This window comes from Falsiroseomonas sp. E2-1-a4 (assembly GCF_051433165.1).
Lineage (GTDB): Bacteria > Pseudomonadota > Alphaproteobacteria > Acetobacterales > Acetobacteraceae > Falsiroseomonas.
This window is the reverse complement of record NZ_JBHMFS010000007.1, coordinates 93,741-107,813: the sequence shown is the minus strand read 5'-3', so window position 1 is coordinate 107,813 and position 14,073 is coordinate 93,741. Positions and strand designations below refer to the sequence as shown.

At 65.1% G+C, this 14,073-nt stretch carries 20 protein-coding genes; all 20 read left to right on the top strand.

What is annotated here, in order from left to right:
* Window positions 1-72: 72 nt before the first annotated feature.
* Entirely contained in the window at window positions 73-4,248 is a 4,176-nt protein-coding gene (gene rpoC, locus ACFHNC_RS09810; protein WP_437169034.1) for a DNA-directed RNA polymerase subunit beta', read from the top strand.
* 268 nt (window positions 4,249-4,516) lie between these two features.
* On the top strand, window positions 4,517-4,888 hold the full coding sequence (rpsL, locus tag ACFHNC_RS09805) for a 30S ribosomal protein S12 (protein ID WP_168034994.1): 372 nt from the start codon (window positions 4,517-4,519) through the stop codon (window positions 4,886-4,888).
* Between the two features lie 11 nt (window positions 4,889-4,899).
* Complete coding sequence (rpsG, locus tag ACFHNC_RS09800) at window positions 4,900-5,376, top strand: 30S ribosomal protein S7 (protein ID WP_168050567.1); 477 nt, start codon at window positions 4,900-4,902, stop codon at window positions 5,374-5,376.
* A gap of 56 nt (window positions 5,377-5,432) precedes the next feature.
* Window positions 5,433-6,620 (top strand): elongation factor Tu, encoded by a 1,188-nt coding sequence (tuf, locus tag ACFHNC_RS09795; RefSeq protein WP_437169033.1) that lies wholly within the window; start codon window positions 5,433-5,435, stop codon window positions 6,618-6,620.
* 32 nt (window positions 6,621-6,652) lie between these two features.
* Window positions 6,653-6,961, top strand: coding sequence for a 30S ribosomal protein S10 (gene rpsJ / locus ACFHNC_RS09790; RefSeq protein ID WP_092961082.1), 309 nt, complete (start codon window positions 6,653-6,655; stop codon window positions 6,959-6,961).
* A gap of 23 nt (window positions 6,962-6,984) precedes the next feature.
* On the top strand, window positions 6,985-7,704 hold the full coding sequence (gene rplC / locus ACFHNC_RS09785) for a 50S ribosomal protein L3 (protein ID WP_437169032.1): 720 nt from the start codon (window positions 6,985-6,987) through the stop codon (window positions 7,702-7,704).
* 11 nt (window positions 7,705-7,715) lie between these two features.
* Window positions 7,716-8,375 carry a 50S ribosomal protein L4 gene (gene rplD / locus ACFHNC_RS09780; protein ID WP_437169151.1) on the top strand — a complete coding sequence of 220 codons (660 nt, stop codon included), beginning with the start codon at window positions 7,716-7,718 and terminating at the stop codon, window positions 8,373-8,375.
* Window positions 8,376-8,407: 32 nt separating this feature from the next.
* Window positions 8,408-8,704 (top strand): 50S ribosomal protein L23, encoded by a 297-nt coding sequence (locus ACFHNC_RS09775; protein ID WP_437169150.1) that lies wholly within the window; start codon window positions 8,408-8,410, stop codon window positions 8,702-8,704.
* A 4-nt stretch (window positions 8,705-8,708) separates the two neighbouring features.
* Window positions 8,709-9,542, top strand: a complete 834-nt coding sequence (rplB, locus tag ACFHNC_RS09770) for a 50S ribosomal protein L2 (RefSeq protein ID WP_437169031.1) — start codon at window positions 8,709-8,711, stop codon at window positions 9,540-9,542.
* Window positions 9,543-9,547: 5 nt separating this feature from the next.
* Window positions 9,548-9,826, top strand: a complete 279-nt coding sequence (gene rpsS / locus ACFHNC_RS09765) for a 30S ribosomal protein S19 (protein ID WP_304811688.1) — start codon at window positions 9,548-9,550, stop codon at window positions 9,824-9,826.
* A 1-nt stretch (window position 9,827) separates the two neighbouring features.
* Complete coding sequence (gene rplV, locus ACFHNC_RS09760) at window positions 9,828-10,232, top strand: 50S ribosomal protein L22 (protein WP_437169030.1); 405 nt, start codon at window positions 9,828-9,830, stop codon at window positions 10,230-10,232.
* A 1-nt stretch (window position 10,233) separates the two neighbouring features.
* Window positions 10,234-10,911: a 30S ribosomal protein S3 gene (gene rpsC, locus ACFHNC_RS09755; protein WP_437169029.1), complete on the top strand. Its 678-nt coding sequence runs from the start codon at window positions 10,234-10,236 to the stop codon at window positions 10,909-10,911.
* A gap of 12 nt (window positions 10,912-10,923) precedes the next feature.
* Window positions 10,924-11,349, top strand: a complete 426-nt coding sequence (gene rplP, locus ACFHNC_RS09750; protein ID WP_216837909.1) for a 50S ribosomal protein L16 — start codon at window positions 10,924-10,926, stop codon at window positions 11,347-11,349.
* A 1-nt stretch (window position 11,350) separates the two neighbouring features.
* The gene (gene rpmC, locus ACFHNC_RS09745; RefSeq protein ID WP_437169028.1) at window positions 11,351-11,566 is read left to right on the top strand and encodes a 50S ribosomal protein L29; all 216 of its coding nucleotides are present in this window, start codon (window positions 11,351-11,353) and stop codon (window positions 11,564-11,566) included.
* Window positions 11,567-11,578: 12 nt separating this feature from the next.
* On the top strand, window positions 11,579-11,896 hold the full coding sequence (gene rpsQ, locus ACFHNC_RS09740; protein ID WP_437169027.1) for a 30S ribosomal protein S17: 318 nt from the start codon (window positions 11,579-11,581) through the stop codon (window positions 11,894-11,896).
* Between the two features lie 12 nt (window positions 11,897-11,908).
* A complete protein-coding gene (gene rplN / locus ACFHNC_RS09735; RefSeq protein WP_216872787.1) occupies window positions 11,909-12,277 on the top strand; it encodes a 50S ribosomal protein L14 in 369 nt (122 codons plus the stop codon).
* Window positions 12,278-12,281: 4 nt separating this feature from the next.
* A complete protein-coding gene (rplX, locus tag ACFHNC_RS09730) occupies window positions 12,282-12,602 on the top strand; it encodes a 50S ribosomal protein L24 (RefSeq protein WP_437169026.1) in 321 nt (106 codons plus the stop codon).
* Between the two features lie 164 nt (window positions 12,603-12,766).
* On the top strand, window positions 12,767-13,300 hold the full coding sequence (gene rplE, locus ACFHNC_RS09725) for a 50S ribosomal protein L5 (protein WP_437169149.1): 534 nt from the start codon (window positions 12,767-12,769) through the stop codon (window positions 13,298-13,300).
* A 54-nt stretch (window positions 13,301-13,354) separates the two neighbouring features.
* Window positions 13,355-13,660, top strand: coding sequence for a 30S ribosomal protein S14 (gene rpsN / locus ACFHNC_RS09720; protein ID WP_437169025.1), 306 nt, complete (start codon window positions 13,355-13,357; stop codon window positions 13,658-13,660).
* 12 nt (window positions 13,661-13,672) lie between these two features.
* Window positions 13,673-14,071: a 30S ribosomal protein S8 gene (gene rpsH / locus ACFHNC_RS09715; protein WP_304811673.1), complete on the top strand. Its 399-nt coding sequence runs from the start codon at window positions 13,673-13,675 to the stop codon at window positions 14,069-14,071.
* The last annotated feature ends 2 nt before the right edge of the window (window positions 14,072-14,073 follow it).

The window sequence follows — 14,073 nt, the reverse complement described above, 5'->3', positions numbered from 1 at the left end:
TCAGGCTGGCGCGGGTCTCTCCCTTTTCGTGGCGCGAGGCCTTGGGCTGACGCGCCGGACGGAGTGGACCGCATGAACGAACTGATGAAGATCCTCGGCCAGACCGGCCAGGCCATGACCTTCGATCAGATCCGCATCTCGATCGCCTCACCGGAGCAGATCCGCTCCTGGTCCTATGGCGAGATCAAGAAGCCGGAGACGATCAACTACCGTACCTTCAAGCCGGAGCGGGACGGGCTGTTCTGCGCCCGCATCTTCGGACCGATCAAGGACTACGAGTGCCTGTGCGGCAAGTACAAGCGCATGAAGTTCCGCGGCATCATCTGCGAGAAGTGTGGCGTGGAGGTGACGCTGGCCAAGGTGCGCCGTGAGCGCATGGGCCATATCGAGCTCGCCTCCCCGGTCGCGCATATCTGGTTCATGAAGTCTCTGCCTTCGCGCGTCGGCCTGATGGTCGACATGTCGCTGAAGGAGCTGGAGAAGGTCCTGTACTTCGAATCCTATGTGGTTCTGGAGCCGGGCCTGACCGACCTCAAGCTGCATCAGCTGCTGACTGAAGACCAGTTCCAGAACAAGCAGGACGAGTTTGGCGAGGACGCCTTCAGCGTCGGCATCGGCGCGGAAGCGGTGAAGCAGATGCTGGCCGCCATCGACCTGCAGAAGGAAGCCGCCCAGCTTCGCGCCGACCTCAAGGAGACCACCTCCGAGGCAAAGCGCAAGAAGCTGGTGAAGCGCCTGAAGATGCTGGAGAGCTTCGGGGAGGGCGGTGCCCGTCCGGAGTGGATGATCCTCGACGTCGTCCCGGTCATCCCGCCCGAGCTGCGCCCGCTGGTGCCGCTGGATGGTGGCCGCTTCGCGACGTCTGACCTGAACGACCTGTATCGCCGCGTCATCAACCGCAACAACCGCCTGAAGCGGCTGATCGAGCTGCGCGCGCCGGACATCATCGTGCGCAACGAAAAGCGCATGCTGCAGGAGGCTGTCGACGCGCTGTTCGACAATGGCCGCCGCGGCCGCGCCATCACGGGTGCCAACAAGCGCCCGCTGAAGTCGCTGTCCGACATGCTGAAGGGCAAGCAGGGCCGCTTCCGGCAGAACCTGCTCGGCAAGCGCGTCGACTATTCCGGCCGCTCGGTCATCGTGGTGGGCCCGGAGCTGAAGCTGCACCAGTGCGGCCTGCCTAAGAAGATGGCGCTCGAGCTGTTCAAGCCGTTCATCTACTCGAAGCTCGAGAAGTACGGCCACGCCACCACCATCAAGGCCGCGAAGCGGATGGTGGAAAAGGAGCGTCCGGAGGTCTGGGACATCCTCGAGGAGGTGATCCGCGAGCACCCGGTCCTGCTGAACCGCGCGCCGACGCTGCACCGCCTGGGCATCCAGGCCTTCGAGCCGACGCTGGTCGAGGGCAAGGCCATCCAGCTGCACCCGCTGGTCTGCACGGCTTTCAATGCCGACTTCGACGGCGACCAGATGGCGGTGCACGTGCCGCTCTCGCTGGAAGCGCAGCTCGAAGCGCGCGTGCTGATGATGTCCACCAACAACATCCTCAGCCCGGCGAACGGCAAGCCGATCATCGTGCCGTCGCAGGATATCGTGCTGGGCCTCTACTACCTCTCGCTTGAGACGCCCGAGTTCAAGGTGGCGGAGGAGCAGAAGGCCCCGGCCTATGCCTCGATCGGTGAGATCGAGCAGGCGCTGGCTGCCGGCGTGATCAACCTGCACAGCAAGATCCGCGCGCGCCGTAAGGCCGCCGATAAGGACGGCAACATCGTCACCGAGCGTGCGGTGACGACGGCTGGCCGCATGTTCATGGGCGCGCTGCTGCCGCTGCACCCGGCCGTGCCGTTCAGCCTGATCAACCGCCAGCTCACCAAGAAGTCGATCTCCGACGTCATGGACGCCGTGTATCGTCACTGCGGCCAGAAGGAATCGGTGATCTTCGCCGACCGCCTGATGGGCCTCGGCTTCAAGCACGCGGCGATGGCCGGCATCTCCTTCGGCAAGGATGACATGGTCATCCCCGACACGAAGGACGCGATGATCAACGGCACCAAGGATCAGGTGAAGGAGTTCGAGCAGCAGTACCTCGACGGCCTGATCACCGCCGGTGAGCGCTACAACAAGGTCGTCGACGCCTGGTCGCGATGCACCGAGGAAGTGGCGCAGGCGATGATGAAGGAGATCATGAAGCAGGAGATCGGCAAGCCCGCCAACTCCGTGTGGATGATGTCCCACTCCGGTGCGCGTGGCTCGCCGGCGCAGATGCGCCAGCTTGCCGGCATGCGCGGCCTGATGGCCAAGCCCTCGGGTGAGATCATCGAGCAGCCGATCATTTCCAACTTCAAGGAAGGTCTGACCGTGCTGGAGTACTTTAACTCCACCCACGGCGCCCGTAAGGGCCTGGCCGACACCGCCTTGAAGACGGCGAACTCCGGCTATCTAACCCGCCGCCTGGTCGACGTGGCGCAGGACTGCATCATCGTCGAGGATGACTGCGGCACCGAGCGCGGCATCACCGTGCGCGCCGTGATGGATGGTGGCGAGACCGTCTCCTCCCTGTCCGAGCGCATCCTGGGCCGGACGACGCAGGAGAATGTCATCGACCCGGCCGATGGCCAGGTGCTGGTGAAGATCGGCACGCTGGTGGAGGAGCCTGAGGCCGAGCTGATCGAGAAGGCCGGCGTCGAGGCGGTGAAGATCCGCTCCGTGCTGACCTGCGATGCCCGCGTCGGCGTCTGCGGCATGTGCTACGGGCGCGACCTCGCGCGCGGTACGCCGGTCAACACCGGCGAGGCCGTGGGCGTGATCGCGGCGCAGTCGATCGGTGAGCCGGGCACGCAGTTGACGATGCGTACCTTCCACATCGGTGGTGCGGCGCAGCGCGGTGCGGAAACCTCCGCGGTCGAGGCGATTGCCGACGGCACGGTGAAGTTCCTGAACCGCCAGGTCGTCATCAACAGCTCCAACGCCGCCATCGTCATGAGCCGCAACTGCGAAGCGGTGCTGTACGACGTGAACGGGCGCGAGCGCGGCCGCAACCGCGTGCCGTACGGCGCCCGCCTGTTGATGGAGGAGGGTGAGACCGTCACGCGCGGCCAGAAGATCGCCGAGTGGGACCCCTTCACCCTGCCGATCATTACCGAACGCCAGGGCAAGGTCGAGTTCGCCGACATGCTCGAAAACATCACCCTGATGGACCGCACCGACGAGGTGACGGGACTGAGCTTCAAGGAGGTGGTCGAGTATAAGTCCACCGGCCGTGGCGCCGATCTGCGCCCGCGCCTGATCCTGCGCGACGGCCGCGGTGAGGTGGTGAAGCGAGAGAACGGGTCGGAGGCGATTACCTTCCTGCCGCCGGGCTCGATTCTCTCGATCGAGAACGGCAAGGAAGTGGCCGCCGGTGACGTGATTGCCCGCATGCCGCGCGAATCGTCGAAGACCCGCGACATCACCGGCGGTCTGCCGCGGGTGGCGGAGCTGTTCGAGGCGCGTCGTCCGAAGGATGCGGCGATCATCGCCGATGTCGATGGGCGCGTGGAGTTCGGCAAGGACTACAAGGCCAAGCGACGCATCCTGGTGGTGCCGGAGCAGGTGGGCGACGAGCCCTCGACGCCCCGGGAGTACCTGGTGCCGAAGGGCAAGCATGTGTCCGTGCAGGAAGGCGACTACGTGAAGGCCGGCGACCCGTTGGTCGACGGCCCGCGCGTGCCGCACGACATCCTGCGGGTCCTGGGCGTCGAGGCGCTGGCGAACTACTTGGTCAACGAAGTGCAGGACGTGTATCGCCTGCAGGGCGTGAAGATCAACGACAAGCACATCGAAGTCATCGTCCGGCAGATGCTGCAGAAGGTCGAGATCCTGGATCCGGGTGACACGACCTACCTGGTGGGCGAGACGGTTGAGCGAATCGAGTTCGAGATCGAGAACGAGAAGCGCCTGGCTGCCAAGGAACGTCCTGCGCGCGCCGAGCCGGTGCTGCAGGGCATTACCAAGGCGTCGCTGCAGACCACCTCCTTCATCTCCGCCGCCTCCTTCCAGGAGACGACGCGGGTGCTGACGGAGGCGGCGACGGCGGGCAAGGTGGATAACCTGCTGGGCCTGAAGGAAAACGTGATCGTCGGGCGCCTGATCCCGGCCGGCACGGGCTCCGTCATGAACAAGCTGCGCGCCGTGGCGGCGCAGCGCGACCGGGGGCGCCTGCCGGTGGCCCCGACCCCGCTGGCCGGGCCTGCCCGGGCGGCGGAATAGCAGGCGGATGGTGCCCTCGGGCACCACTTCGCTTGACTCAACCAAGGGCGCCGGATATTAGGCGCGACCTTGGTCGGATATGGCGCAGCCTGCGCTGAAACGGCCGGGCTGAATTTTGGTCTTTAGCGACGCGCTTTCGGCACCGCTCCCTTAGGGAGCCTAGGCCGGGGGTCGGACAGGTGCCCGCAGGGAAGTGCCACTTGGCCTTTCACGCGGGTGGTTCTGTTTGCGGCGCAAGAGACAGACGAGACGAGCACGAAGGGGCGTCATGCCGACGATCAACCAGCTCATCGCCCAGGGGCGTGAGCCTATCGCGAAGCGGAACAAGGTTCCGGCCCTGCAGGGCAGCCCGCAGAAGCGGGGCGTCTGCACGCGCGTCTACACGACCACACCGAAGAAGCCGAACTCGGCGCTTCGTAAGGTCGCCAAGGTGCGTCTGACGAATGGCTACGAGGTGGTGAGCTACATCCCCGGCGAGGGCCACAACCTGCAGGAGCACTCCGTGGTGCTGATCCGCGGCGGGCGCGTGAAGGACCTTCCAGGCGTCCGCTACCACATCCTGCGCGGCGTGCTCGACACGCAGGGCATTGCGAAGCGTCGTCAGCGCCGGTCGCTGTACGGCGCCAAGCGTCCGAAGTGAGGAACTGAGAGATGTCGCGCCGCCATAGCGCCACCAAGCGCGAAGTCCTGCCGGACCCCAAGTTCGGTGACCTCGTGCTGTCCCGTTTCATGAACGTGCTGATGTACGACGGCAAGAAGAGCACCGCCGAGGGCATCGTCTATGCCGCGATGGACACGCTGCGTCGTCGTGGCGGCGCGAATGCCGACCCGCTGGGCGTGTTCCACCAGGCGATGGACAATGTGAAGCCGGCCGTTGAGGTCCGCTCGCGTCGTGTCGGTGGTGCGACCTACCAGGTGCCGGTCGAGGTTCGGCCGGAGCGCCGCCAGGCATTGGCGATCCGCTGGCTCATCGACAGCGCCCGCAAGCGCGGCGAGCACACGATGGAAGACCGCCTGTCCGCGGAGCTAATGGATGCCGCGAACAACCGTGGCTCTGCCGTCAAGAAGCGCGAAGACACGCACCGTATGGCCGAAGCCAACAAGGCTTTCAGCCACTATCGCTGGTAAATCTGCGCTTCACGGCGCACCGCTGGTAACGCGATCCGATCTGAGGATTTGACATCATGGCCAAGGCGAAATTTGAGCGGAACAAGCCGCACTGCAACATCGGCACGATCGGGCACGTGGACCACGGCAAGACGTCGCTGACGGCGGCGATCACGAAGATCCTGGCGAAGACGGGCGGCGCGACGTTCACGGCGTATGACCAGATCGACAAGGCGCCGGAGGAGCGGGCTCGTGGCATCACGATCTCGACCGCGCATGTGGAGTATGAGACGGCGAACCGCCACTACGCGCATGTGGATTGCCCGGGCCACGCCGACTACGTGAAGAACATGATCACCGGCGCGGCGCAGATGGACGGCGCGATCCTGGTGGTGTCCGCGGCGGATGGTCCTATGCCGCAGACCCGTGAGCACATCCTGCTGGCGCGCCAGGTTGGCGTGCCGGCGCTGGTGGTGTTCCTGAACAAGGTGGACATGGCCGACCCCGACCTGCTGGAGCTGGTCGAGATGGAAGTGCGGGAGCTGCTGAGCAGCTACCAGTTCCCGGGCGACGACATTCCGATCATCCACGGCTCGGCGCTGATGGCGCTGGAGGACAAGCGTCCGGAGATCGGCGAGCAGGCGGTGCTGAAGCTGATGGAGGCGGTGGACGCCTACATCCCGCAGCCGGTGCGTGCGCTGGACCGTCCGTTCCTGATGCCGGTGGAAGACGTATTCTCGATCTCGGGCCGCGGCACGGTGGTGACGGGTCGCGTGGAGCGGGGCGTGGTGAAGGTTGGCGAGGAAATCGAGATCATCGGCCTGAAGAACACGGTGAAGACCGTGGTGACGGGCGTCGAGATGTTCCGCAAGCTGCTGGATAGCGGGCAGGCGGGCGACAACATCGGCGCGCTGCTGCGCGGCGTGAAGCGTGAGGATGTGGAGCGTGGCCAGGTTCTGGCCGCACCGGGTTCGATCACGCCGCACACCGGCTTCTCGGCCGAGGCGTATATCCTGACGAAGGAGGAAGGCGGCCGCCACACGCCGTTCTTCACGAACTATCGTCCGCAGTTCTACTTCCGCACCACGGACGTGACGGGCATCGTGAAGCTTCCCGAGGGCGTCGAGATGGTGATGCCGGGCGACAACGTGACGATGGACGTGGAACTGATCGCGCCGATCGCGATGGATGAGGGGCTGCGCTTCGCGATCCGCGAAGGCGGCCGCACCGTCGGCGCCGGCGTCGTCGCCAAGATCGTCAAGTAAGCGACGACTGAAGGGATACGGGCCAAAGCGCCATGGACAGCCAGAACATCCGCATTCGCCTGAAGGCGTTCGATCACCGCGTGCTGGATGGCAGCACGCGGGAGATCGTCAACACGGCCAAGCGGACGGGTGCGCGGGTGCGCGGGCCCATCCCGCTGCCGACGCAGATCGAACGTTTCACCGTCAATCGCTCGCCGCACGTCGACAAGAAGTCGCGCGAGCAGTTTGAGATCCGTACGCACCGTCGCCTGCTCGATATCGTCGATCCCACCCCGCAGACCGTGGACGCGCTGATGAAGCTCGACCTCGCCTCCGGCGTGGACGTCGAGATCAAGCTCTGAGCGACGGATAAAGGACCGACATTATGTCCATCACAGGCCGTCAGGTTACGGGCCGTTCCGGGCTGATCGCCCGGAAGCTGGGGATGACCCGGCTTTTCAATGAGGACGGGTCCACCGTCCCTGTTACCGTTCTGCATGTCGACAACGTTCGCGTCATCGCGCAGCGCACGATGGAGAAGGACGGTTACGTCGCCGTTCAGGTCGGCATTGGCATCGCCAAGCCGAAGAACGTGACCAACCCGCAGAAGGGCCACTTCGCGAAGGCCGGCGTCGAAGCGCCGCGCAAGACCGTGGAGTTCCGCGTGGCGGAGGATGCGACGCTGGCGCCTGGTACGAAGCTCGACATCGGGCATTTCGTGACCGGCCAGAAGATCGACGTCACCGGCATCACGCAGGGCAAGGGCTTCGCCGGCGCCATGAAGCGCTGGAACTTCTCGGGCCTCGAGGCGTCGCACGGCGTGTCGGTCAGCCACCGTTCGCATGGTTCGACCGGCAACCGTCAGGATCCGGGCAAGACCTTCAAGAACAAGAAGATGGCCGGCCACATGGGCGTCGAGCGCGTGACCACGCAGAACCTGGTCATTGCCGGGCATGACGCGGAGCGCGGGCTTCTGCTGGTGAAGGGTGCCGTTCCGGGCTCGAAGGGTGGCTACGTGCTGGTGCGCGATGCGGTGAAGCGTGCGCGTCACGCCGATGCGCCGTATCCGGCCGGCGTGGTCGCAGAAGCTGGGGCGCAAGGGTAACAATCATGGCGATCCAGCTTCCTGTCATCAATCTCGACAACGCCTCCGTTGGCCAGGTCGACCTGCCGGAGTCGCTGTTCGGCGTCGCTCCGCGGGCCGACATCATGGCCCGCGTGGTGCATTGGCAGCTCGCCAAGCGCCGCGCCGGGACCCATAAGGTCAAGGGCATGGGCGAAGTGTCCGGCACCACCAAGAAGCCGTACCGGCAGAAGGGCACCGGCAATGCGCGCCAGGGCTCCCTTCGTGCGCCGCAGTACCGCAAGGGTGGCATCGTGCACGGGCCGGTGGTCCGCGACCACGGCTACAACCTGAACAAGAAGGTTCGCCGTCTCGGCCTGATCTGCGCCCTCTCTGCCAAGGTAGCGGCTGGCAAGCTGATCGTGCTGGACACGGCGACCGCCAATGACGAGGCCAAGACCTCGGCCATGGTGGCGCAGCTCAAGAATCTCGGCTGGGACAGCGCGCTAGTCATCGATGCGACGGTGGATGCAGGTTTTGCCCGCGTCACCCGCAACATCCCGAAGATCGATGTGCTGCCGACCGTGGGCGCGAATGTCTATGACATCCTGAACCACGACGTGCTCGCGGTGACGCGGGCCGGGCTCGAGGCTCTGGCCCAGCGGCTGAACGGTGCCGATCTGTCTGGCGCCGAGAAGGAGTCCGAGGCATGAGCGAGACGGCAACCAAGCCGCGCGGCAAGGTCCTGTCCGCGGAGCGCCTGTACCAGGTGATCCTGGCACCGGTGGTGACGGAAAAGGCGACCCGCCTGAACGAGAGCAGCCAGGTCACCTTCAAGGTGACACTGGATGCGACCAAGCCGGAGATACGGCAGGCGGTCGAGAAGCTGTTCAACGTCCAGGTCGAGGCGGTGAACACGCTGGTGATGAAGGGCAAGGCCAAGCGGTTCCGTGGGCGCAAGGGCCAGCGGTCCGATTGGAAGAAGGCGGTGGTCAAGCTGCAGGCCGGCCAGACCATCGACCTCACAACGGGGCTCGCGTAACGCCATGGCATTGAAGAATTTCAACCCGGTCACGGCGTCCCTTCGCGGGACGGTGCTGGTCGATCGTTCGGATCTGTGGAAGGGCAAGCCCGTCAAGGGTTTGACCGAGGGCAAGTCGCATTCCGGCGGCCGCAACAACCACGGCCGCACCACGGTTCGGTTCCGGGGCGGCGGACACAAGCAGTCCTACCGCATCGTCGATTTCAAGCGCCGCAAGTACGATGTTGCGGCGGTGGTCGAGCGGCTGGAGTACGACCCGAACCGCTCCGCCTGGATCGCGCTGCTGAAGTATGCGGATGGCGAACTGGCCTATATCATTGCGCCGCAGCGCCTGAAGGCGGGCGACAGCGTGATCTCGGGCGAGAAGGTCGACATCAAGCCGGGCAATGCAATGCCGCTGGCCAACATCCCGGTCGGCACGATCGTGCATTGCCTGGAGATGAAGCCCGGCGCCGGTGCGAAGATCGCCCGTTCGGCTGGTACGTTCTGCCAGCTGGTCGGCAAGGATGCCGGCTACGCGCAGGTGAAGCTGATGTCCGGTGAGGTTCGCCTGGTGCGAGCCGAGTGCATGGCCGCCATCGGCGCCGTGTCCAACCCGGACAACAGCAACCAGCAGATCGGCAAGGCCGGCCGTACCCGGTGGATGGGCTTCCGGCCGCATGTTCGCGGCGTCGTCATGAACCCGGTCGATCACCCACATGGTGGTGGTGAAGGCCGGACCTCGGGCGGTCGCCACCCGGTTACCCCGTGGGGCAAGCCCACGAAGGGTGCCAAGACCCGTAACAACAAGCGTACGGACCGGCTTATCGTCCGGCGCCGCAACGCGACGAAGGGCTGACGGCAATGTCGCGCAGCGTCTGGAAGGGGCCGTTCGTCGACGGCTACCTGCTCAACAAGGCAGAAGCCTCCCGTGCATCGGGCCGCAGCGAGATCATCAAGATCTGGTCGCGCCGCAGCACGATCCTGCCGCAATTCGTCGGCCTGACCTTCGGTGTCTACAATGGCAAGAAGTTCATCCCGGTGCAGGTGAACGAGAACATGGTGGGCCACAAGTTCGGCGAGTTCTCGCCGACGCGCACCTTCACCGGACACTCGTCCGACAAGAAGGCGAAGCGAGGCTGACATGAGCAAGCCGAAGCACGAGCGCGGGCTCGAAGAAACCGAAGCGCAGGCCGTCACGAAGAACATTCGTGTCAGCCCGCGCAAGCTGAACCTGGTGGCGGGGTTGATCCGCGGCCGCACGGCACAAGATGCCGTTGCGACGCTGACCTTCTCCAAGCGCCGCATCGCGCAGACGGTGAAGAAGACGCTCGAGAGCGCGATCGCCAACGCCGAGAACAACCACAGCCTGGACGTCGACCGCCTGGTCGTCACCAAGGCCGAGGTTGGGCGCGCGGTGGTGATGAAGCGCTTCCATGCGCGGGGCCGTGGCCGGTCCTCGCAGATCGAGAAGTGGTTCAGCCATCTGAAGATCGTTGTGGCGGAACAGACCGTTCCGGCGCCGGCGGCACAGCAGGAGGCCGCGTAACATGGGTCACAAAGTCAATCCGATCGGGCTCCGGCTCGGCATCAACCGCACGTGGGACAGCCGCTGGTACGCGGATAATGGCTACGCGCGGATGCTGCATGAGGATCTGAAGCTGCGGAAGACGCTGCGTGAGCGCCTGAAGGGCGCCGGCGTGTCCCGTGTGGTGATCGAGCGTCCGGCGAAGAAGCCGCGCGTGACCATTCATGCCGCACGCCCGGGCGTGGTGATCGGCAAGAAGGGCGCGGACATCGAGAACCTGCGCAAGGACCTGGCGAAGATGGCCGGGGCCGAGGTCTCGCTGAACATCGTCGAGATCCGCAAGCCGGAAATCGATAGCACGCTGGTGGCCGAGAGCATCGCGCAGCAGCTGGAGCGTCGCGTGGCCTTCCGCCGTGCGATGAAGCGCGCCGTGCAGTCCGCCATGCGCCTCGGCGCCGGCGGCATCCGCATCAACTGCTCCGGCCGTTTGGGCGGGGCGGAGATCGCGCGGATGGAGTGGTACCGGGAAGGCCGTGTGCCGTTGCACACGCTGCGTGCGGATATCGATTTCGGCGTCGCGACCGCGAAGACCACCTACGGCACCTGCGGTGTCAAGGTCTGGATCTTCAAGGGCGAAGTCATGGCACATGATCCGATGGCGCAGGACAAGCGCGCCGCGGAACAAGCGCCTCAGCGCTGAGAGTGATGTACGATGCTGCAGCCTAAGCGCACGACGTTTCGCAAGGCCCATAAGGGCCGCATAAAGGGTATCGCCCGTGGCGGCTTTACCCTGACCTTCGGCGGCTTCGGCCTGAAGGCGCTGGAGCCCGAGCGGGTGACTGCGCGGCAGATCGAGGCGGCGCGGCGCGCGATCACGCGCGCCATGAAGCGCCAGGGGCGGGTGTGGATTCGGATCTTCCCGGATGTCCCCGTCTCGACCAAGCCGGCCGAAGTCCGCATGGGCTCCGGCAAGGGCGCGCCGGAATACTGGGTGGCACGGGTGAAGCCGGGCCGGATCATGTTCGAGCTGGACGGCGTCTCCGGTGAGATTGCCCGCGAGGCGCTCGAGCTGGGTGCGGCGAAGCTGCCGATCAAGACGAAGATCGTGACGCGCCTCGGCGCCACGGCGGAGGCCTGAGATGGCGCAGACAAAGATCGCGGACGTGCGGGCCAAGACCCCGGACGAGCTGCAGGAGATGCTGGTGAACCTTCGGAAGGAGCAGTTCAACCTGCGCTTCCAGCGGGCCACCGGTCAGCTTGAGGCGACGGGTCGCATCAAGGAAGTTCGCCGTGATATCGCGCGGGCGAAGACGATCATGACCGAGCGCGTCCGCGGCTCGGCGCAACAAGCTTAAGGGGTTCGGGCGATGCCGAGGCGCGTCCTCACGGGCCGGGTGGTCAGCGACAAGACCGACAAGACGATTACCGTCTTGGTCGAGCGTCGCGTGATGCATCCGCTCTACAAGAAGTTCATTCGTCGTTCCAAGAAGTACGCAGCGCATGACGCGGCGAACCTCTGCAAGGAAGGCGACCTGGTGTCGATCGAGGAATGCCGCCCGATCAGCAAGAACAAGTCGTGGCTGGTGGTCGCGCGGAATGGTGATGCGGTTGAGCGTCCGGAGGGCTTCGATGCCCCGGTCGTCGTCGCGAAGCCTGCCGCCGATGCGCCTGCTTCGGCCAGCTGAGGCGGACAGGACATGATCCAGGTCGAATCCAACCTCGACGTCGCCGACAACTCCGGCGCGCGCCGCGTCCAGTGCATCAAGGTGCTGGGCGGGTCGAAGCGTCGCACGGCGTCCGTGGGCGACATCATCGTCGTTTCCGTCAAGGAAGCGATTCCCCGCGCCAAGGTGAAGAAGGGCGAGGTGCATCGCGCCGTCATCGTCCGCACGGCTTATCCCGTGCGGCGCATCGATGGCACCGCGATCCGCTTCGACGGCAACGCCGCGGTGTTGATCAACAAGCAGGGTGAGCCGATCGGGACCCGTATCTTCGGACCGGTTGTGCGTGAGCTGCGTGGGCGCAAGTTCATGAAGATCATCTCGCTGGCGCCGGAGGTCCTGTAAGGCCATGGCTGCGAAGATCAAGAAGGGCGACCGGGTCGAGGTTCTCGCCGGTCGCGACAAGGGCAAGAAGGGCGATGTCATTCGCGTCGTGCCCGAGGAAAATCGCGCCTTCGTGCAGGGCGTGAACATGGTGAAGCGCCACACCAAGCCGCAGGGCATGGGCAAGCCGGGTGGCATCGTCGAGAAGGAGGGGCCGATCAACCTCTCCAACCTGGCGCTGCTCGACCCGGTGTCCGGCAAGGCGACGCGGGTTGGCTTCAAGGTGCTCGAGGATGGCCGCAAGGTGCGCGTGGCCAAGCCCTCCGGCGAGGTGATTGACCAATGAGCGCGACCAAGAAGGGCGGCAAGGCTTCGGCCAAGTCCACGCCCCCGAAGAAGAGCAACGCCGCGCCTGCCGCCAAGGGTGGCGAGCAGCGCGTTGCGCCGGCATCCCCGGCCGCGGTTGCGAAGGCGGGTGCGGCGCAGGCCTCGCCGGCCGAGCTGCCGCGCATGCGGCGCCGCTACGAGGATGAGATCCGCAAGGCGCTCTCCGCTGAATTCGGCTACAAGAACCCAATGCAGGTTCCGAAGCTCGAAAAGATCGTGATCAACATGGGCGTCGGCGAAGCCGCCGGCGATTCCAAGAAGTTGGACGCGGCCGTGGCGGACCTGATGGCGATCTCCGGCCAGAAGCCGGTGAAGACCAAGGCGCGCAAGGCGATCGCGGGCTTCAAGATCCGTGAAGGCCAGGCGATCGGCTGTAAGGTCACGCTTCGCAAGGGCCGTATGTTCGAGTTTCTCGACCGTTTGGTGACCATCGCCCTGCCGCGTGTGCGTGACTTCCGTGGTATCCCCGGTAACCGTGGCTTCGACGGTCGTGGCAACTATGCCATGGGCCTGAAGGAGCAGATCGTGTTCCCCGAGATCAACTACGACAAGGTGGACGTGGTGCGCGGCATGGACATCCAGTTCGTGACGACCGCGAAGACCGACAAGGAAGCCAAGGCGCTGCTCAAGGCGTTCGACCTTCCTTTCGCCAACTGATTTGGAAAACCGCCTGGCAGCGCGCCAGGCAGGTTCCGGAGGATTTTAGACGGCATGGCCAAGACCTCGTCTGTCATGAAGAACAAGCGTCGTGAACGGCTCTCGAAGCTGCATGCGCCCAAGCGCGCCGCCCTCAAGGCGGTGGTGATGGATCGCGAAGTGCCGGTCGAGGAACGCTTCGAGGCGACGCTGAAACTGGCGCAGTTGCCCCGCAACGGCGCCAAGGTTCGCGTGCGCCTGCGCTGTGAGCTCACTGGCCGTCCCCGCGGTAACTACCGCAAGTTCAAGCTCAGCCGTAACCAGCTTCGTGATCTCGCCAATAATGGCCAGATTCCGGGGCTGGTTAAGGCCAGCTGGTAAGGAGGGCCGCGAATGTCGCTGTCCGATCCGTTGGGTGACATGCTCACCCGTATCCGTAATGCCCAGCGTGCACGGCAAAGCCGTTGCGTGGCGCCGGCCTCCCGCCTGCGGGAGAATGTGCTCGATGTGCTGAAGCGCGAGGGCTACATCCGCGCTTTCGCCACCGAGCAGCTGCGCCCGGGCATCAGCGTGATCAGCATCGAGCTGAAGTATTCCGAGGGCGAGCCCGCCATCAAGGAAATCGCGCGCGTGTCCAAGCCGGGCCGCCGGGTGTATTCCAAGATTGCGGAGCTGCCGAAGTTCTACTCCGGCCTCGGCATCTCCATCCTCTCCACGCCCAAGGGCGTGATGAGCGACAATGAGGCTCGCGCTGCCAATGTTGGCGGCGAAGTCCTTTGCCGCGTATTCTGACG